Here is an 18,626-nt window from a genome sequence, read left to right as displayed (position 1 = left end):
AGTTCTTGATGGGGAATAAAAATAATACGGTCTGATGGGTTTATTGGTAATACGTCAACAATGGGAGTAATCAGGAGTTGGTAGAGTTGTTGTAGGGGATTACTATTGTTAGGGTTTGGTGGTGAAGCAGGATTCTGATTACCTCGACCTCTGACACCAATCTGCTCACGACTGACTTTTACTAGTTTGGCCAGAGAAGTATCTTGGGGTAACTTATTACGACGGAAAGTAATCTCCCCAGTGGGAGCAATTACCCAAATATAAATCTGGTCATAAACAATGGAATATTCCACCAAAGTGGCTTGTTGTTGTTGAGCAATCTCTTGAATGTCTTTCAGAGTAAGAGTTTTGTTTTTTTGAGGAGTTTCAGATAACTGTGCCGCTAATAAATCAATCAGAGCACGGTTGCGACCCCGTTCGGAAATCTCTAAGGCTTGTTTTGCTTTTCCTTGAGCAATCAATACCTGTTGTAAAAGACGATAGCTACGAGCTTGTTCTTCAAAAATAGAAATCTTCCAATCATCTTTGTTACGGAGGAGATGGCGGATATCTTCCAGAATTTTAATGGCATCATACAGGTGAATCTCGGCTGGTTCTAGTTGATTTATTTTTAATAAGTTAACACCGAGATTATTCAGGGATCTAGCTTCACCATCACGGTTACCGATTTCCCTAGCAATAGCTAAAGATTGTTGGTGGTAATCAATGGCTTTTTTATAGTCTCCTATACTCAAGTATGCATTACCCAGATTAGTCAGGGAGTTAGCTTCACCCTCACGGTCTGAGATTTCCCTATAAATAGCTAAGGAGTTTTGGAGGTAATCAATCGCTTTTTTGTACTCTCCCAAATTAACGTATGCAAGACCGAGATTAGTCAGGGAGCAAGCTTCACCCTGGCGGTCTGAGATTTCCCTAGCAATATCTAAGGATTGTTGGTGGTAATCAATGGCTTTTTTATAGTTTCCCAGATGATCGTATGCAGCACCCATACCAATCAGGGAGCCAGCTTCACCTTTACGGTCTGAGATTTCCCTATCAATAGCTAAGGAGTTTTGGAGGTAATCAATCGCTTTTTTGTACTCTCCCAGATTCTTGTATGCAACACCCAGATTATACAGGGATTTAGCTTCACCCTTAAGGTCTGAGATTTCCCTATCAATAGCTAAGGAGTTTTGGAGGTAATCAATCGCTTTTTTATAGTCTCCGAGAGTACGGTATGCACTACCCAGATTATTCAGGGAGTTAGCTTCACCTTCGCGGTGTCCGATTTCCCTAGCAATAGCTAAAGATTGTTGGAGGTAATCAATGGCTTTTTTATAGTCTCCGAGAGTACGGTATGCACTACCCATACCAATCAGGGATTTAGCTTCACCTTTACGGTCTGAGATTTCCCTAGCAATAGCTAAGGAGTTTTGGAAGTAATCAATCGCTTTTTTGTACTCTCCCAGATAATAGTATGTACCACCCAGATTACCCAGGGAGGCAGCTTCACCTTCGCGGTGTCCGATTTCCCTAGCAATAGCTAAGGAGTTTTGGAGGTAATCAATCGCTTTTTTGTACTCTCCCAGATTCTTGTATGCACTACCGAGATTATTTAGGGAGCTAACTTCACCCTGGCGGTTTCCGATTTGTTTATAAATCACCAATGCTTGCTGCCAAGACTGTAATGCTTCTGGGAACTCACTGCGACGAAGGTGACTAAGTCCTTGATGAGAGTATGCATTACCGAGATTATTCAGGGAGCCAGCTTCACCCTTGCGGTCTGAGATTTCCCTAGCAATAGCTAAGGAGTTTTGGAGGTAATCAATCGCTTTTTTGTACTCTCCCAGATTCTTGTATGCACTACCGAGATTATTTAGGGAGCTAACTTCACCCTGGCGGTTTCCGATTTGTTTATAAATCACCAATGCTTGCTGCCAAGACTGTAATGCTTCTGGGAACTCACTGCGACCAAAGTGACTAATTCCTTGATCAAAGTATGCATTACCGAGATTATTCAGGAAAATAGCTTCAACCTTACGGTCTGAGATTTCCCTAGCAATAGCTAAGGGTTTTTGGTGGTAATCAATCGCTTTTTTATAGTCTCCCAGATGACGGTATGCAAGACCTAGATTATTCAGGGAGGCAGCTTCACCCAGGCGGTATCCGATTTCCCTAGCAATAGCTAAAGATTGTTGGTGATAATCAATCGCTTTTTTATAGTCTCCCAGATTAAAGTATGCACCACCCAGATTATCCAGGGAGGCACCTTCACCGTGGCGGTGTCCGATTTCCCTAGCAATAGCTATCGATTGTTGGTAGTAATCAATCGCTTTTTTGTACTCTCCCAGAGTACGGTATGCATTACCCAGATTATACAGGGAGTTAGCTTCACCTTTGCGGTTTCCAATTTCCCTTTGAAAAGCGATTGATTGTTGGTAGTAATCAATCGCTTTTTTGTACTCTCCCAGATGATGGTATGTAGTAGCCAGACCAATCAGGGAGGCACCTTCAACCTTGCGGTGTCCGATTTCCCTTTGAAAAGCGATTGATTGTTGGTAGTAATCAATCGCTTTTTTGTACTCTCCCAGAGTACGGTATGCATTACCCAGATTAGTCAGGGAGTTAGCTTCACCCTTGCGGTCTCCGATTTGTTTATAAATCACCAATGCTTGCTGCCAAGACTGTAATGCTTCTGAGAACTCACTGCGACGAACGTGACTAAGTCCCTGTAGAAAGAATTTGTCTGCCTCTGCTTTCTTACTGTCTACTTCAACTATGACATCACCAGGGGCTAAAGTCCCTTCTTGCTCTGGCCTAACCGGGTTTTGTTCCTGAGCCACTGGTGGTAAATTCAGGAATCTAGCCACAACAGGGAGTTCCCCAGGGGTGAGGCAGACAGTGAGAAGTCCCAAAAATAAGACGTGCTTAAGTTTCATATCGGATATTGAATTATTCTCTACTTCCCTATATCTGAGAGATTCCTGAACCTATGCAATGATTAAGGGAATCGGGAATCGGGAATCGGGAATCGGGAATCGGGAATCGGGAGTCGGGAGCAGGGAGAAAGCCCTTCACTTATATAGCACTACGCATTCAAGTTAGGACATTGATACAAGTTGAAAACCTTTTGTAGTCAACTTTTGCCTCTTGCCTCTTGCCTGTTGCCTTGCGCGTAGCGCTATACACTTCAAGCCCAGTTTTTTTGACAGAATGCATAGGTTCCGATAGTTACCAGATAGGTAAGAATGACATTTGGTTCTTTGTCCGGGGAGATTGCTATATATAGCATTTCCTAGTAAGCGTGAGATATATCTAAATTTTATTCCCGACTCCCGACTCCCGACTCCCGATTCCCGATTCCCGATTCCCGATTCCCTCATGAAGACCAGCTTAGCCAAATACTGGACACTCAATTATATTAATCGTTTGGGTCAACATCAAACTAAACCGATAGAAGAGGCTAAGGAATTTATCAGTGCCCAAGCTCTTACTTTGTCTACAGGTGAAGACACCATAGACCACGCCCTGATTAGCAGACTGTGGCAACGTTATCACACCCAAGACGACGACCTTGAGCTGGCTGAGGTTTGTCTACGTTGTTTAGTTTCTCACCAAATCAAGGAGGTTTGTTATCAGTTAGTAGAGCAATTTGGTCAGCAACATAATTTTACCATGGATGACCTACTGCCATTAGTCCTTGACCGTTATCCTGAGCCCGATCAAGGCCATAAACTAGGGGGAGATAATTTTATAATTACTTATAGTTTACAAACCTTTGACCCAGATAAAAGTAGCTTATTTTCCTGGACAAAGAGACTAGTGAAAACCCATAGGGAGGTAAAACAATTTTTACTCTACCATGGAATTGAGCAGGTAACGGATTGGTTATTACTGAAACAAACTACTCCTGGTAAACTAAACCGTATTCTATCGGAGTTTCATCAGCTAACTGATCAAGAAATTAACCACTATCGTGAGTTATTAGAAAGTTATCAAACGGTTTATGTACGTCAACTGCAAGCAGAGCGTAATCAAATTAACCAACAACGACAACAACAGGGCTTAGGTAAACTTACAACTCCTTACCCAATTCCTACCAAAGAGCAATTACAGCTGATAGGACAACTATCTCCAGAAGCAGTGCTTACTGATTTACAACGGTTAGCTCAGCTAATTCGAGACTATAAACGAAATCGTGGCAGGAATGTTCCCACTCAAGCTTTAGGAAAATTTGAGCATCAATTAGCAGCTGATGATACAAGTAACAATCAGGAGGAAGACGAGGTATTAGCTGCCTATGACCAATTACTACAGGATTGTTTAACTACTGCTATTCAAGAGGTTATTCAAAACCGAGTGACTTATCTAAGTCGTAAACAAAAGCCAAGACATCAGCAATTTTTAGAAGCACTAGATTTATTTCAATGTCAGCATGTTACTATGACTAAGATTGCTGCCCAAATCGGCTTAACTGCTCAATATCAAGTCAGTCGCTTGCTAGACCTGAAAGCCTTTCGGGCTGATATTGCTAGACGCACTTCCGTAAGATTACATCACCAACTCGTGGAGTTAGGCCAAGCCTACGCTTCTGCACAAGAGGTTAAAGAATTAGAGCAACGAATTAGTCAGTTTGTGGAAGAAGAAATTAACCGGATTATGACTGCAGCTAGGAAGGAAACCTTTGTTAAAAACAAATACAAACTGTCTAGTAATTTTTCTAGGACTTTATGTGAAATATTAAAAAAGGGAGTGGGGAATCGGGAATCGGGAATCGGGAGTGGGGAATCGGGAATCGGGAATCGGGAGTAGGGAGTGTGGGGAGTGTGGGAATTTTATTGGAATTTTGGCGTTGCTTATTCCCTGTTCATAGATCCCCCCTAACCCCCCTTAAAAAAGGGGGGAATTAGATTCAAAACGCCCCTTAAAAAACAAAGAGAGTAATTAGATTCAAAAGTCCCCTAAAAAAAGGGGGGAATTAGATTCAAAACGCCCCTTAAAAAAGGGAGTAATTAAATTCAAAAGTCCCCTTAAAAAACGAAGGGGGGAATTAGATTCAAAAGTCCCCTTAAAAAACGAAGGGAGGAATTAGATTCAAAAGTCCCCCTTATTAAGGGGGATTTAGGGGGATCTCAATCAGGGTCTACTCCCGACTCCCGATTCCCGATTCCCGATTCCCGATTCCCTGTTCCCTCAATATATTCTCAACTGAAAATGCTAAATACATCTACAGAAATGATTTCCTTTCCAGCATTAACCGAAACCCTAACGCGGGAATTAGAACAACAACAACAAGCTCTGGATATTGCCAACCAGATGGCGGAAACATCAGGAACATTAGCTATCTATCTCCAAGAGTTAGCCTTACTAGTCTTTGAAGATTGGCTGGAAAAACGAGAGCCAAGTTTACGGGTAGAACGGGCAGCTAATCGGTTAGGATACTCTGGATTATCTCAAGCTATTTCTAAAGCTATTAATGCTGTGTGTAATCTACAGGTAGGAGATTTCAATATTTGCATTATTCCTAGCTTTGGATTTAGCGACCCCTTCGTAACGCTGCCTGAAGCAATTGTTACTATTCCCCAATTCACTGCTCATTTTTATGTGGTGATTGCCATTGATGATGACTTAGGTATTGCTGGGATTAAAGGCGTCAATCGATACGACCAGTTAGTCAGAGATATTAGTAATCTAGTTGTTGGCTCTGATCAGACTTACGAGCTCCCTTTATCTAGGTTTACTATGAGTGGAGACGACTTACTACTGGATTTACAATGTCTATCTCCTGAGGAAATTCCTTTACCAGAAATACCACAGCCCAGTCAGGATTATATTAAAGACGTAATCGAAATCCTGAATCAACGGGCGATTGATGTGGGACAATGGTTATATAATAAAATTGATGACCTAGCTCAAGAATTATCTTGGCAGCTATTACCAGCACCTTCCCCAGCATTGCGGTTTAGTGGTAACCCAGCCCAAGAATTAGCTGAGATTCTAACTATTATTGATATCGAAATTCCTGCTGCCGCTGTCCGTAGTTATCGAGATTTTCAACTAGCTGGAATTCCACTGCGCCTCTATGCTGTAACTTGGCCATTACCTCAGTCTGAACCAGAGGGAGATTGGACTATATTGCTAATCCTAGGAGCTAGCCCAGGTAATACTCCACCTTCGGGAATAAAATTGCGTATTACTGATTTTACCATGGTCTTGGATCAACAGGAATTGAGCAGTAATGACGACTATTTATTTACTCAGTTTGTAGGAGCTAATCACGAAAAGTTTCTAGCTACAATTACCACTGCTGACGAAACAGCACACACCTCGATGTTGTTTGAATTTAAAGGGAGTAGGGAGTAGGGAGTAGGGAGTAGGGAATCGGGAATCGGGAATCGGGAATCGGGAATCGCGTAGGGTGCGTTAGGGGCGGGCTTGCCGTCATGTTCAACACCGAGCGCCAGTGTTGGGACAGCCCGCCCCGTAACGCACCACCCAAGGGCTCGCCCTGATTTTCCACCTCTGAGCGCCTGGTTGAGACAGCCCGTCGGAAATGAAACGGGCAAGATGCCCATTCCACCAAGATGCCCATTCCACCCACCGGCTCTGACCGCTGACCGCTGACCGCTGACCGCTGACCACTGACCGCTGACTACTATAAGTAACATGAAAAGTAAAATTTTCCACCTTAAAGTCATCAAAATAAAGTCAGGTTGTAACTTTGAGTTATCTTGGGAAAACGGTAAGACTATTGCTGCCATAGTAGATTATCCTCAAGACCTTGATCAAGGTTACCAAGACTGGAAACAGGCTTACATTAATTGTTACAAAAATTTGCGAGTAAAAGTCCCAAAAAGTGGTAGACTTACCGTTATGAAAGATCCCGCTGGCCTGTTGCGGGAAGCAGAAGCTAGGTTTTTATCAATATTTCATAGTTGGTTACGGGATGGAGAGTTATATGAGATTCGTGAGGAAATTGCTAAGGCAGCTACGGATTCGTCTAGTAATCGTCGGTATTGGGTTGATATTTTCCTCACCTGTAACTGTCCTGAATTAACTCGCTTACCTTGGGAAGCTTGGGAAATTAGTACTACTACTAGGACGAATTTATCGGGATTCGGAACTATCCGGATTGCTCGGGTTTCTAAAACTATCAATGCTGGAATTAGTCATAATAAAATTATGACTCGTATCCGTCGCCGAGCCAGAGTTTTGGCGATATTGGGTGATGAAAAAGGATTAGACTTTGAAGAAGACCGCAAGGCGTTAGCTCACCTGTCTAAGCTGGCTGAAATCAAATTTATTGGTTGGCAACCAGAAAAAGACTCTAGTACTCTTAAGCAAGAAATCGTTAAGGAAATTACTAATCCTAGGGGTTGGGATATTTTATTTTTTGCTGGACATAGTAATGAAACTGCCTTTACTGGTGGGGAATTACATATTGCTCCTGATGCTTCTCTAGGAATTAATGAGATTAAACAATCCCTCCAACAAGGGATAGCTAATGGCCTGAAGTTTGCTATTTTTAATTCTTGTGATGGTATCTCAATTGCGGAATCCCTAATTGCTTTAGGGTTACCTCAAGTGGCGGTAATGGCAGAACCTATTCACAATCAGGTGGCTCAAGTTTTTATTGTCCAGTTTCTCAACAGTTTGGCTGAGTATAAGGATGTTCATGAAGCGCTACGGGATGCTTGTGCTTTTCTCAAAGACCAACAAAATCTTACCTATCCTTCTGCTTACCTAATCCCTACCTTATTTCGCCATCCCCAATCAGTACTGTTTCGTTTGGAACCATTTGGTTTAGGGCACAGTCTCAGAAATTGGTTACCTACTAAGAAAGAAGCCCTTTGGTTATCGGCATGGTTAACCGTTAGTTTAATCCCACCTGTTCAGGATTTACTGCTAGAATTTCGTCTGTTGTTACAAGCTGGTTACCGTCAGGTTACTCAGCAGGTGCAGTGGCAAGCTAATCCTTCTCCAGTTCAGTCTCCAGTTCGGTTAGTTCAAATTGATAACAAGTCTCTTGAACAGGACAACGTTAAATTGGTTGATGGCAGGTATATGGATTATGGTTACTTAGCAAGTATATTGGATAAATTAGTTACCAGTAATGCTCGGATAATTGGGTTTGATTATATTTTAGATCAAGACAAACAACAGCCCGATAATAGTAAACAGTTACGGCAATCAATTACTGAAGCGATTAACAGGAATACGTGGTTAGTTTGGGCAGCAATTGAAGCTGAGCATCCTGCTGATTATTATGGGGTGAGTGCTCAAATTGCTAACCTCAATCAAACCATGGAGGGAGATATTACAACCTATGATTGGTATGTAGAGTTACCTAGCAATAAGTGTGATCAAAGTTGTCCGTTTAGCTATTTACTAGTCCTTTCCTATTGTTTACGTGATCAAGATTCCGGCACTACTCAATTAGCGATGGGATTACCTGAGCTTCAAGACAGTAATCAGAAATTTAGGACTTCAGTGATTGATTTGGTTAATGGTTCCCATACACAAGCCGATACACAAACTAATACACAACTGGCTTGGTTGGGGAGGGTAAAACGTCCTGCGATCGCATATTTCTTACAATGGTTTCAACCGATTATTGACTATTCCCTCCCTCCAGAGCAAGTTTATCAAAGAATTTCTGCTTGTGAGTTATTAGGCTCCTGTTCTGGAGATGCTCTAGCTGATGGTCTCAGCCTTAACCAGACCATTGTGATTGTTGCTTCAGGAGGATATAAAGAAGCGGGAGTCGATCAAGAAGGGCAAGATAATAATCTGCTTCCCCTTCCGGTAGCGTTCTGGCGTGGTTCACAGGGTTGGCGAGACTGGTTCGATAGCAAATCATCATTTACTGGTGGTGAAGCCCATAGTTACATCGCCCACCATCTTTTTTCCCAGCATCTGGTGATACCAATTCCTAATGCCTTGATGATTTTGCTAACCGCTGTTTTAGGTAAAGGATTTAGGTTAATTAAACAGGATGATCCCGAGCAACAGCAATGGTGGTTTAGCAATCTAGGTAATGCTTGCTTGCTTTGTTGGTTAGTTTATTGCTTGGTTTCACTACAAGTTTATATCTCCTTGAAGGTGCTGCTACCTACTTTGATGCCTTTAGTAGTTTTTAGTATCTATAGCATTACGCAAAGGGAGTAGGGAGTAGGGAGTAGGGAGTAGGGAGTAGGGAGTAGGGAGTAGGGAGTAGGGAGTAGGGAGTAGGGAATCGAGAATCGAGAATCGGGAACATTATAGCAATTATTCTACTCATGATTACAAAGCTTATTCTGTTAAGGCAAAAGGCAATAGAAAAGAATGGTTTACTGGAATCAAGTTCCCCCCTGATTAAGGGAATGTTTGAATCGAATCAGCTCCCCCCCTGATTAAGGGAATGTTTGAATCGAATCAAGTTCCCCCCTTATTAAGGGGGGTTAGGGGGGATCCCTAGTCAAATATAGCAATTATCATAACTGCGATAAATGCTTTATTTAATCATTAACTTATCAGTCAGGAAGCATATTATGCCTAAAATAATTCAGAACAAATCCACACTATTACTAACAATGGTCGTGCTAGTCTGTTCTTCTGCACTGCCTATTAATGCAATAGTAAAAAGACCTCAGTCTGATCAGCAGTTATCCCAGTCTCAAGGCCAGCTAATTACGTTAAAATGGGGTGATATCTGGGAGAGATTGCGAAGGAAGAAAGGTAAAGGGGGCACAAGAGGTAACTCAACAGATGATAATCCTAGCGAGCAAACTCTCTGCATGCTCACCCCTGGTCAGCTATCAGATATTGACCCGAATTCTAATCATAAAGGAAGCTTAGAAATTTGGAGTGAGCAACCCCTATTCCTATGGCAAGGAGAAATGAAAGGTATTGAGGTGCGTAAAATGCGTAGTAATCAACAATGGTGGGAGCAACCCTTAGAGCCTACTACCACTAATATCCTTTATCAAGGCAAGCCCTTACAACCAGGTAAAGCTTACTTTTGGCGGAATACAATTCCTTTAGACGAACTTCCTACTAAGAAAAGTTTTCGTCTAATGGATGACGAAAAGCGTAATCAAGTCACCACTGAGTTAAATGAATTAGAAAGTAATCTGAAAGCTAAAGATGCAACTGCTGAAAAGATTGCTTTGGAACGAGTTAACTATTTCATCGACAAACAACTTTGGTCAGATGCATTACGGGAAATTTATCTGATGCCTAATCCTCCAGCTGAGGTAACTGATATTCTTGATAAGATTAACAATAAGGCTCATGATTTTTGTAAGCAGGAGCGGGAATAGGGAATAGGGAGTCGGGAGTCGGGAGTAGAGAAGAGGGAGGAGTGAGGTGTTGGGGTAAAGCTCCAAGACCTTGCTGCATTCCTTTGTCTATCAATCAAACTTTTCTCCTAATAACTTACGTTTTAAATCTTTAGATGAAATTCCTTTATCGTTACCGGAGCGATAATTTTACCAAGCTTCTTGACTTTGAACAATTTCTGTGATTGGAATGGTTTCTTCATCTCCTTCTACTTCTATCGCTTGATTAACTAAGACTTTTAATTCATCTAGTAATCGTAGTTGGTCAGAGAGACTAAGAGAATGAATTTGATTAAGTACCTGATTGTAATTTGTCATACTCATAACTTGTAGTGCTGCGCGCAAGGGTTATTAAATTTTAATATAACATAAAAAAAAATACAATTTTTGCTTTTTTGGATTGGAGATGTCTATTTTATATTAAAACTTCGTATGTCTCTGGCAAATTTTTCTAAGTTATGACCTATGCTATATCCCTGAGAACGTCGCCAAGCAATATAAAATCTTAACCTGTCCCAATAATAAGGTATAAAAGGATTCCAAATATCAAATGCCATCTTATTGTGAATTGCTCCAAATCGGTAAGCAATAGAAATCTGATTGCAGAAACTCAGGAAAACTTTTACTTTAATGTGCAATTCAGTATCTTCTTGTAGCTGAAGTAGGCGAGCGTTATCATCATCTGAAGAGTCTAACCAAGCATCCACATCAACCCTTGTTTCAATCATTGAGGGATCACTCAAGTGCTGCATATAAGACATGGTTCTACTGAGCTTGAATTGTCTTAAAGAAACTAGGAAGCCTATTGCAGCCAAAAAAGCTCCGACAATTGATCCAAAATCTACAAGAGTATCAAGCTTCATAATCAAACTAATAGTTAAGCTTATCTTAGTGAAACCTAACTTATATAACGGTTAGCATTTAAATCAATTATACTATAAAATTCCGTATCTTTTATATTGTTTACAAAAATTAATATTTACATAAAGTTGATTACTGGGAATAAAATAGCGCTACCAAAAGTAAAAAAAAATAGCCGTAGAAATACTATCCACGGCTATTTAAATGATCTATGTCAATGAGTTTTCAAACCCAACCTGATGTAATCCGATGTAATTGGCCAAAGGCCAAGCTATAGTAACAGACCGGAGCCTTTGCCAGGGGGGGGGAAACCCCCCCAGAAATTTAAAGTGTTATGGCAACAGCCAATACTTCATCATTTTAGTAATCACTTCCCCTGGAACCTCAGTCGCCTCAAGAGGAGTCCATTCCGCAATCGACCCATAGCCCAATTTATAAAGCATTTGCATACTATAGATTACTGCTTCACGAGAGCCTTTCAGAGTGTGCTCAACAGGTTGTTTCTTGAAGTTTGACTTAAAGTCTTTTGACATAGATCAAAATTTGAACTCGTTAGGTTTATATAAATAATAGTAATGATTATGATTGTATTTGTCAAGGGTTTTGAAAAGTTTTTTTTGGGGAGTTTTAGGGATAATAAAAAAAAGCGATCGCACAAGCGCGGAAGCTGAGGCCTAAGGCCACGCGGGGCGCGTTCGCTTCATCGCGTAGCGTGACCTTAGGTCAATCCCTTAGGGTCTCTGTCAGAGAATCCCGTAGGGTATCTTGCAGAGAATCGCATAATCATTGGTAAGCGATCGCTTTGGTAATTTGTAAGCATTCAGCCGTTAGCATTCAGCCGTCAGCCGTCAGCCGTCAGCTGACTTAACAAAGATTAAACGAATGCTTACTTGTTTTATTTAAAAGCTCAAAGCTGATAGCTGAGAGCTGATAGCTGAGAGCTGATAGCTGAATGCTTACGGTAATTTTAACTAGTAATTTTAAGGATAGGGCTGGGAGGAGGAAGTAGGGAATAAGGAACTTCATATCTCTTTCCTAATGTTGCCTTTTGCCTGTTACCTTTTGCCTTGTTGTCAGGGTGCATCTCCTCAAAGCTGTTTGATATCATGTCCGGATAATTAGTTATCAAAAAACATTCCCCTTGAAACCTTACTCCTTTACTTCAGCATAGCTGCCTTTTTTTACAAGAAGTGTGTTTACAACCCATATACAAACGCTGTAGATCGCAATCTGTATATGGGAGATGGGGGGCATTTCTTTGGGTCGCAGTCCATCTGCTCAGAATTAAAAAAATTAGGAAGTCTCGAAATCCAGGAGAATCAAGTGTTGGCTAGAAGCCATCACCATGTAATGCTGAATCTACCTGGACACGAGAAAAAATATCGGAATAGTTTAATCTAATTATATCCCATAATCAGGGATTTTGACTACAATCGGTTACCCGGAAATCACCTGAGGACATAATCATGGTACTGGTGTAGCGGTTCTGTTGCCCAAAGCCTATGCCTTTACCACTCAATCGCCCAAATCCCCAGATGGTAAGATTAGATGATAATCTTCTGCCTGATTACATTACTTTGGATCTAAAAGAACGTCTAATCACCCACCTCAGTCAGATAGTACGCGATCGCGATCCGTATATGGCATCTGGGGGACATTTCTATGTCCAGGAGTACATCCGCCAAGAATTAGAACAGTGGGGAAGCGTTGAAATTCACAAGTTTCAGGTGTCGGGCAAAACCCATCATAATCTGATTCTGAATCTACCGGCAAAAGAGGCGAGACCGCAACAGTTTGCTCCGATTTTAATTGGCTCTCACTATGATGCGGTACCTGGAAGCCCAGGAGCAGATGATAATGCTACCGGTGTAGCGGTGCTCTTGGAGTTAGCTAGAGCCTTTGCCACTCAAGCGCCTACACACCCAGTCCGACTAGTAGCATTTGATATGGAAGAGTATGGATTGCTCGGAAGTGCTGCCTATGCTGCCTATTTAAAAGAACAACAGCAACCCTTGCGGTTAATGCTGTCTTTGGAAATGTTAGGGTATTGCGATCGCACTCCCAATTCCCAATGGTACCCACCAGGACTAAAATACTTTTACCCCAATCAGGGGGACTTCATTGCTTTAGTGGGAAACTTGCCAACAATCCTTGACTTTAGGCATTTAGCTCGCTTTATCCGCCAAGCTGGGATCCCTTGTCAGTGCTTACCAGTACCATTACGAGGGGTAATCGTTCCTCAGACCAGACTCAGTGACCACGCTCCATTTTGGGACCAAGGTTATCGAGCTTTGATGGTAACCGATACAGCATTTCTGCGCAATCCCCATTACCATAAACCAAGCGATCGCATTGATACCCTAGACTTAGATTTCCTGACTGGTGTCTGTCGCGGCTTAATGGCTGGTCTTGGTAATCTTGTGTAGGGGAATCGGGAATCGGGAATCGGGAATCGGGAATCGGGAACTCGGAAACCCCGCCACACAAATCCCTCCACCAGGAAGCTATTTGACCCTAGCCAGCACTATCTCCAAAGCTGAGGCGGTTGTCAACCCCGATTTAGAATGCCTTAATTTCACCGGTGATTTCGGTTTGCACCATAAATCCATCAAGCTCTTGGGGGACTTTTTTTTGCACTTCGGCATTGAGGACATAAACAGTAATTACCTGATTGCCCTGAGGGTCTTGTCCAATGCCAACCCCTGTCACCCCATCTATCGCTAATAAGCGCTGCTCGTGGGATTGCTTAACCTTCTCGATTTCTGAATTAGCCACTTCTTGATCCTCTCCAATGTAATCCACCGCAGCCTCTTCAACCGGTGAGGCCTTGTCAGTAGGGGGGGAGCCGAAGTCTGAACCATTAGACATAGTGCAACTCATGACCGTTAAACTGGCCGTCAGTAATAGAACTAATACTTTTATTTTGTCAGATTTCTCTGTAATATTCATGTTCACTTCTCCATCGGACATAACTAAGAGGTGCTTAGGGGTACGGAGACATTTGTCGAGCCGACAAAAGCTAAAACCGATACCTAGTAATGCTTTGACTTGGATTGATCTAGTTGATTGCTATCGATATAGCAATCAGCGCTCTCGTATTTACAAATCACTGTGGAGTTTTAGCTGTTAGCTAAAATCCCCATCATAGTGTAAAGAGACGAGAGCGCAGCGCTATAGGTTTCAGAGATTTTTGGAGGATTGGAGTATATCCTTTGTCCTCCTTACTTCTGCCAAATGCCAAATGCCTTCTGTTTTGCTGTTAGGCATTAAAAATGCCTAACAGCTTAGAAGCCATGGTGGACAGAAGGTTAGCTGAGGCTCAGGTGAGGGCAGAGTCCCAGCCAAGCCCACTCAAGTGTTAGGTGTATAGATTAATATCTAATGCTGCCACAACTCGAGTTATCTTGTTGGCAAAGGTCAAACCACCGCCACCAGCAAAGAGTAAACCGACTGGATTACGGCGACTGTCGTAAGTCCAAATCAGAGAGCCAGAATCACCCCCTGCACTGAAGTTGCCGCTAGTGCCGCGAATGGTAATCTGATCGGCAAACAGCGCCACCCGGCCGCCGCCATAATTAACGCGGATAGTGGCGTTACAATCAGTAACTTGTCCACGGGTTAGTTGCGTGGTACGACCTGACTTACCAACTATCATCCCGCGACGGCAAGCAACAATCCGGCTGCTCACGCGGAAATAACGAGGACTGCCCCCGGACACATAGACAAGTTCTTTCCGCACACGAGATGGCCAGCACCAACCGGTAGCAGCGTCCACATAGTTCCTTCCACCTCGGAAGTTGATGGGGACAAAGCGCTCTAGAATCGCGATTTGATCCCGAGGGCTACGACCACCATCTAAGCGACCAGGTTGGATGATTGGATCTCGAAAGCTGGCATTGTTGGAGTTGGCAATCACATGGTTATTGCTGAGCATCAAAAGACGCCCGTTTCGAGGAGCACGACGGCCACGAGCCAGACAACCTAAAGTGCCAGCTGTTACCCGGGTGTGACCCACTGAAACTCCTCCTGGTGCAGGACGTATTTTGAAGCGATGGGGCTGAGCATCAATGATTCCGGTGACAATTACATTCACCGGTATATCGTCACTGCTAGCTGCTGAAATCCCCATTGAATCCACTAGGGCAGCCTTCGCTTCATCCACTGACACCGGTTCAGCAACATATAAATTCAGGCTGGCAGCGCCAGGAGCTAAGCTCTGGCTGGGATCTTCAGATATCCCTAAGCCAATACCCTGAATGTTTCCAGCACCTTCAAAGACATTTTCTGCCTGGACAGCGTCGCTAGTTTGCGCCACTGCCTGGGAAAGCTGGGTCTCAACATCAGCCTTGATTTGCAACAAGGTCTCATCGAACTCCATATACTCGCTTTCCTCAGCTTCTGTCGAGGCGCTCTCAAAGTCACCTAAGTTCTCAGGTTCCTCAAGATAATCAGCGGATTCTTCGTATTCATCCTCACTCATCCCAGAGTTTTCTAGTTCGGGAGGATTCTCAAATCCTTGCTCAAGTTCACTATTACTATTGCTCATGCTAGTATTGTTCTAAACTTAAACTAACGGAACAGGAACAATTTCTCAGGAGTAAAAATCCTTTGAGCCATTGCTCCGGCTTCGTTAATAACACTCTAAGAAATCCTCTTAGAGGATGACGGTACCCAAAAGGGTACTTTTTTTTAGTTGACTGACTTTACTGATTCAGGTGCATATTGGTTAGTCAGTACTTTGAACTCTCGGCGATCGCTCCGTCCTGTGGCTTGGGTGATGCCTTAGCTGGCTCAGGGTCGCGGTTGCTCATGAATCGAACTCCAGCGATCAGCTGCCAGGTATTTTTCTTGGGCAGCTGTGATCCATAAGTACCTCGACAAAAATCAACATTGCTGTATTAACTTGTGTAAAGTTGCGAAAAGTCCTTCTGTTTTCTGTTCTGGGATCCGAAGTTCCCTATTTCAATAAATGAACTGGTTACCATGGATAAGGTCTAAACTGGGTTGTTAATGACTGCTATATCGGTGCCTGTTTGATCGTAATCATCCACTAAAACCATTAGGAGCAACTTATGAGCGTTGTGGCTGCCAGAAAATACCCTGATAAACTAGTTTTTGCCTCCGACAGCATTCGGCTGTCAGGATACCTCAAGCAAACTCACCGGGTCACTGGGGATGAGTGGGGCAAGCTATTTGAAATCAATAACATGATTATTGGCGGCGTGGGATATACCATGGAACTGAGTTTCATGCAAATATTTGCCAGAAACCATTCTCCAGCAGCTCCTACCGTTGAGGCTGTTCTGGATTTTATTGTGGAATTTTATGCTTGGGCAAAGGATAAAGACGATACCTTTGGTCGCAGAAATGAATATTTGTTAGCAGTAGAAAGGGATATTTTTTGTATCAGTGATGGCTATCTCGTGGATAAAATTAATGAATTTGGTGCCATTGGTGCTGGACAAGATTATGCTCTGACCGCAATGTATTTAGATAAAACCCCTGAAGAAGCGGTAGCGATTGCTAATGAGCTTTGTGTGTATTGTTCTCCTCCGATTAATGTAATTACTAAGGAAATCAGCGACATCTGACTTGGGTATAGTGCTGAGTACTAAGCTTTTTTGTAAGCTATCAGCTATCAGCTATCAGCTAATGCGCTACGGGCACCCTACGCGAACAGCTTTTGAATGAAAGAGGTAAGCCTTCGTTTAATCTGAGTTAAGTCTGCTTACGGCTGACCGCTGTTCGCGTTCAGCCGTGACACGGCTGAACGCGCACGCGTGCGCTTCGCGCATATGCTTAAGCGTTTTTGACGGTTGACGGTTAGCTGTAAACCAGACCCTGTAAACCAGACTTAGTACCCAGCACTCAAGACTCAGCTTAATCCTGTTTGGATTTAGTAAGTCCATTTTCTTCACTATACCGTTCTATAAAACGAATGAAACGATCCCACTGCTCTCGAGATTTCATTATGTAAGTTGCTTCTATAGCCATTGGTTCACCATTAACAAATTTGCCATTAACCTTACTGGTAGAAATCTCACCTTCTTCGTCAACCATGTACATTCCGGTGATATCTTCCTTAAAGTCTTTATCGATAGCTTGAGGCTTGTTAAAATAAAAGGTTGCAGTGCCAGTCTGACCAGTTTTCGAGCGAGTTATACGTATATCGGGTACAACTTCTTCTTTGATGCCTCTAGAGAACTGAATTTCTGCCATGCTATAAGTCCGATTAAGAAAATATTAAGAATCTTTACACCACTATCTTCTCATCCAAGCTGCAATAAATGGCAAAAAATTTTAACTGATGGCTGAACTGATGGCTGGGTTCACGACCTAGCAATGGCGAAAATAATCCAAATTTAGCCTAAGCAGTGGGAAAATGGGATTACACTGATACCGTTTCGGCAAACCGATTTAAGCAATCACTAGATCATACATGGGTAAACAGCGCGTTCTATCTGGAGTTCAACCAACTGGCAATCTTCACCTGGGTAACTATCTTGGAGCTATCCGCAACTGGGTCGAAGGTCAAAGTGAGTATGATAATCTATTTTGTGTAGTTGATTTACATGCTATTACTGTACCCCATAACCCAGCAACTCTAGCAGAAGATACCTTAAGCATTGCTGCCCTCTACTTAGCCTGCGGGATTGATTTAGAATGCTCTACTATCTTCGTACAATCCCATATCCCTGCCCACAGTGAACTAGCTTGGCTGCTCAACTGCATTACTCCTCTTAACTGGCTAGAGCGAATGATCCAGTTCAAGGAAAAAGCGGTAAAACAAGGGGAAAATGTCAGTACTGGCTTACTGGACTACCCAGTGTTGATGGCAGCGGATATTTTACTTTATGATGCCGATAAAGTTCCAGTGGGAGAGGACCAAAAGCAACACATCGAACTGACTCGTAATATCGCTATCCGAGTTAATGACAAGTTTGGCAGTCAGGAGAAACTTGTGCTAAAGTTGCCAGAGCCTATGATCCGGCAAACGGGTGCTCGTGTCATGAGTCTCACTGATGGCAGGCGCAAAATGTCTAAGTCTGATCCATCCGAGTTGAGCAGGATTAACGTGCTTGACTCCCCTGAGGAGATTCAAAAGAAAATCAAGCGCTGTAAAACTGACCCAACTAGAGGCTTATGGTTTGATGACCCAGAACGCCCGGAATGTGATAATCTACTAACGTTGTATACCCTGCTTTCTGGGAAAACAAAGGAAGAGGTGGCTACAGAATGTCGGGATATGGGTTGGGGTAAATTCAAGCCCTTACTGACAGAAATAACAATTGAAGCGCTCAAGCCGATTCAACAGAAGTATCACGATGTTAGGTCAGAGCAGGGCTATCTTGAGGGCGTGTTGCGAGAGGGGCGACAAAAAGCGGAAGCGATCGCAAACCAGACCTTGTCCAGGGTGAAAACTGCATTAGGGTTCATTGCTGTAACCTAATTCCTGGAGATAAGTAA

17 protein-coding genes are annotated in these 18,626 nt (G+C 42.8%); 7 read left to right on the top strand and 10 right to left on the bottom strand.

Annotated features, from left to right (window positions below; all coding sequences use genetic code 11):
• The coding region (locus tag F6K57_RS22150) for a tetratricopeptide repeat protein (RefSeq protein ID WP_293070688.1) at positions 1–2,918 on the bottom strand (2,918 nt) is incomplete at its 3' end.
• 316 nt (positions 2,919–3,234) lie between these two features.
• On the opposite strand from F6K57_RS22150, the gene F6K57_RS22145 reads away from it, so the two are divergent.
• On the top strand, positions 3,235–4,791 hold the full coding sequence (locus tag F6K57_RS22145) for a hypothetical protein (RefSeq protein WP_293070686.1): 1,557 nt from the start codon (positions 3,235–3,237) through the stop codon (positions 4,789–4,791).
• A 402-nt stretch (positions 4,792–5,193) separates the two neighbouring features.
• On the top strand, positions 5,194–6,342 hold the full coding sequence (locus F6K57_RS22140) for a DUF1822 family protein (RefSeq protein ID WP_293070684.1): 1,149 nt from the start codon (positions 5,194–5,196) through the stop codon (positions 6,340–6,342).
• On the opposite strand, the gene F6K57_RS22135 is transcribed toward F6K57_RS22140, so the two are convergent.
• Positions 6,323–6,571: a hypothetical protein gene (locus tag F6K57_RS22135; protein ID WP_293070682.1), complete on the bottom strand. Its 249-nt coding sequence runs from the start codon at positions 6,569–6,571 to the stop codon at positions 6,323–6,325. The two genes, F6K57_RS22140 and F6K57_RS22135, sit on opposite strands and share 20 nt — an antisense overlap.
• A 74-nt stretch (positions 6,572–6,645) precedes the next feature.
• On the opposite strand from F6K57_RS22135, the gene F6K57_RS22130 reads away from it, so the two are divergent.
• Positions 6,646–9,147, top strand: coding sequence for a CHASE2 domain-containing protein (locus F6K57_RS22130; protein ID WP_293070680.1), 2,502 nt, complete (start codon positions 6,646–6,648; stop codon positions 9,145–9,147).
• Here the strand turns inward: F6K57_RS22130 and F6K57_RS22125 are convergent.
• A complete protein-coding gene (locus F6K57_RS22125; protein ID WP_293070678.1) occupies positions 9,131–9,259 on the bottom strand; it encodes a hypothetical protein in 129 nt (42 codons plus the stop codon). The two genes, F6K57_RS22130 and F6K57_RS22125, sit on opposite strands and share 17 nt — an antisense overlap.
• A gap of 250 nt (positions 9,260–9,509) precedes the next feature.
• On the opposite strand from F6K57_RS22125, the gene F6K57_RS22120 reads away from it, so the two are divergent.
• Entirely contained in the window at positions 9,510–10,280 is a 771-nt protein-coding gene (locus F6K57_RS22120; RefSeq protein ID WP_293070676.1) for a hypothetical protein, read from the top strand.
• Here the strand turns inward: F6K57_RS22120 and F6K57_RS22115 are convergent.
• The 4 genes from F6K57_RS22115 to F6K57_RS22100 all read right to left on the bottom strand — a co-directional run bounded on the left by F6K57_RS22115 (position 10,237) and on the right by F6K57_RS22100 (position 11,692).
• The gene (locus tag F6K57_RS22115) at positions 10,237–10,374 is read right to left on the bottom strand and encodes a hypothetical protein (protein ID WP_293070674.1); all 138 of its coding nucleotides are present in this window, start codon (positions 10,372–10,374) and stop codon (positions 10,237–10,239) included. The genes F6K57_RS22120 and F6K57_RS22115 overlap by 44 nt on opposite strands.
• Before the next feature lie 74 nt (positions 10,375–10,448).
• The gene (locus F6K57_RS22110) at positions 10,449–10,616 is read right to left on the bottom strand and encodes a hypothetical protein (protein WP_293070672.1); all 168 of its coding nucleotides are present in this window, start codon (positions 10,614–10,616) and stop codon (positions 10,449–10,451) included.
• A gap of 92 nt (positions 10,617–10,708) precedes the next feature.
• Entirely contained in the window at positions 10,709–11,161 is a 453-nt protein-coding gene (locus F6K57_RS22105; protein WP_293024052.1) for a hypothetical protein, read from the bottom strand.
• A 330-nt stretch (positions 11,162–11,491) separates the two neighbouring features.
• Positions 11,492–11,692 (bottom strand): hypothetical protein, encoded by a 201-nt coding sequence (locus F6K57_RS22100; protein WP_293070670.1) that lies wholly within the window; start codon positions 11,690–11,692, stop codon positions 11,492–11,494.
• Positions 11,693–12,661: 969 nt separating this feature from the next.
• Between F6K57_RS22100 and F6K57_RS22095 the strand changes: the two genes are divergently transcribed.
• Positions 12,662–13,585, top strand: a complete 924-nt coding sequence (locus F6K57_RS22095) for a M20/M25/M40 family metallo-hydrolase (RefSeq protein WP_364303765.1) — start codon at positions 12,662–12,664, stop codon at positions 13,583–13,585.
• 133 nt (positions 13,586–13,718) lie between these two features.
• On the opposite strand, the gene F6K57_RS22090 is transcribed toward F6K57_RS22095, so the two are convergent.
• Both F6K57_RS22090 and F6K57_RS22085 read right to left on the bottom strand, forming a co-directional pair.
• Complete coding sequence (locus tag F6K57_RS22090; RefSeq protein WP_293025753.1) at positions 13,719–14,108, bottom strand: hypothetical protein; 390 nt, start codon at positions 14,106–14,108, stop codon at positions 13,719–13,721.
• A gap of 409 nt (positions 14,109–14,517) precedes the next feature.
• Positions 14,518–15,705 (bottom strand): hypothetical protein, encoded by a 1,188-nt coding sequence (locus tag F6K57_RS22085; protein WP_293070668.1) that lies wholly within the window; start codon positions 15,703–15,705, stop codon positions 14,518–14,520.
• Between the two features lie 526 nt (positions 15,706–16,231).
• Here F6K57_RS22085 and F6K57_RS22080 point away from each other — a divergent pair.
• A complete protein-coding gene (locus F6K57_RS22080) occupies positions 16,232–16,750 on the top strand; it encodes a hypothetical protein (protein ID WP_293025757.1) in 519 nt (172 codons plus the stop codon).
• Positions 16,751–17,039: 289 nt separating this feature from the next.
• Here the strand turns inward: F6K57_RS22080 and psb28 are convergent, their stop codons facing one another.
• The gene (gene psb28, locus F6K57_RS22075) at positions 17,040–17,378 is read right to left on the bottom strand and encodes a photosystem II reaction center protein Psb28 (protein ID WP_293025759.1); all 339 of its coding nucleotides are present in this window, start codon (positions 17,376–17,378) and stop codon (positions 17,040–17,042) included.
• Positions 17,379–17,598: 220 nt separating this feature from the next.
• On the opposite strand from psb28, the gene trpS reads away from it, so the two are divergent.
• The gene (trpS, locus tag F6K57_RS22070; RefSeq protein ID WP_293070665.1) at positions 17,599–18,609 is read left to right on the top strand and encodes a tryptophan--tRNA ligase; all 1,011 of its coding nucleotides are present in this window, start codon (positions 17,599–17,601) and stop codon (positions 18,607–18,609) included.
• Positions 18,610–18,626: the final 17 nt, after the last annotated feature.

This window comes from Moorena sp. SIO4A5 (genome assembly GCF_010672005.1).
Lineage (GTDB): Bacteria > Cyanobacteriota > Cyanobacteriia > Cyanobacteriales > Coleofasciculaceae > Moorena.
This window is presented reverse-complemented; position numbering and strand designations above follow the sequence as displayed.

Coding starts and splice junctions, on each gene's coding strand:
- F6K57_RS22140 (WP_293070684.1), top strand. CDS start 5,194: ATGCTAAATACATCTACAGAAATGATTTCCTTTCCAGCATTAACCGAA.
- F6K57_RS22135 (WP_293070682.1), bottom strand. CDS start 6,571: ATGGGCATCTTGGTGGAATGGGCATCTTGCCCGTTTCATTTCCGACGG.
- F6K57_RS22130 (WP_293070680.1), top strand. CDS start 6,646: ATGAAAAGTAAAATTTTCCACCTTAAAGTCATCAAAATAAAGTCAGGT.
- F6K57_RS22125 (WP_293070678.1), bottom strand. CDS start 9,259: ATGAGTAGAATAATTGCTATAATGTTCCCGATTCTCGATTCTCGATTC.
- F6K57_RS22120 (WP_293070676.1), top strand. CDS start 9,510: ATGCCTAAAATAATTCAGAACAAATCCACACTATTACTAACAATGGTC.
- F6K57_RS22110 (WP_293070672.1), bottom strand. CDS start 10,616: ATGACAAATTACAATCAGGTACTTAATCAAATTCATTCTCTTAGTCTC.
- F6K57_RS22105 (WP_293024052.1), bottom strand. CDS start 11,161: ATGAAGCTTGATACTCTTGTAGATTTTGGATCAATTGTCGGAGCTTTT.
- F6K57_RS22100 (WP_293070670.1), bottom strand. CDS start 11,692: ATGTCAAAAGACTTTAAGTCAAACTTCAAGAAACAACCTGTTGAGCAC.
- F6K57_RS22095 (WP_364303765.1), top strand. CDS start 12,662: ATGCCTTTACCACTCAATCGCCCAAATCCCCAGATGGTAAGATTAGAT.
- F6K57_RS22090 (WP_293025753.1), bottom strand. CDS start 14,108: ATGAATATTACAGAGAAATCTGACAAAATAAAAGTATTAGTTCTATTA.
- F6K57_RS22085 (WP_293070668.1), bottom strand. CDS start 15,705: ATGAGCAATAGTAATAGTGAACTTGAGCAAGGATTTGAGAATCCTCCC.
- F6K57_RS22080 (WP_293025757.1), top strand. CDS start 16,232: ATGAGCGTTGTGGCTGCCAGAAAATACCCTGATAAACTAGTTTTTGCC.
- psb28 (WP_293025759.1), bottom strand. CDS start 17,378: ATGGCAGAAATTCAGTTCTCTAGAGGCATCAAAGAAGAAGTTGTACCC.
- trpS (WP_293070665.1), top strand. CDS start 17,599: ATGGGTAAACAGCGCGTTCTATCTGGAGTTCAACCAACTGGCAATCTT.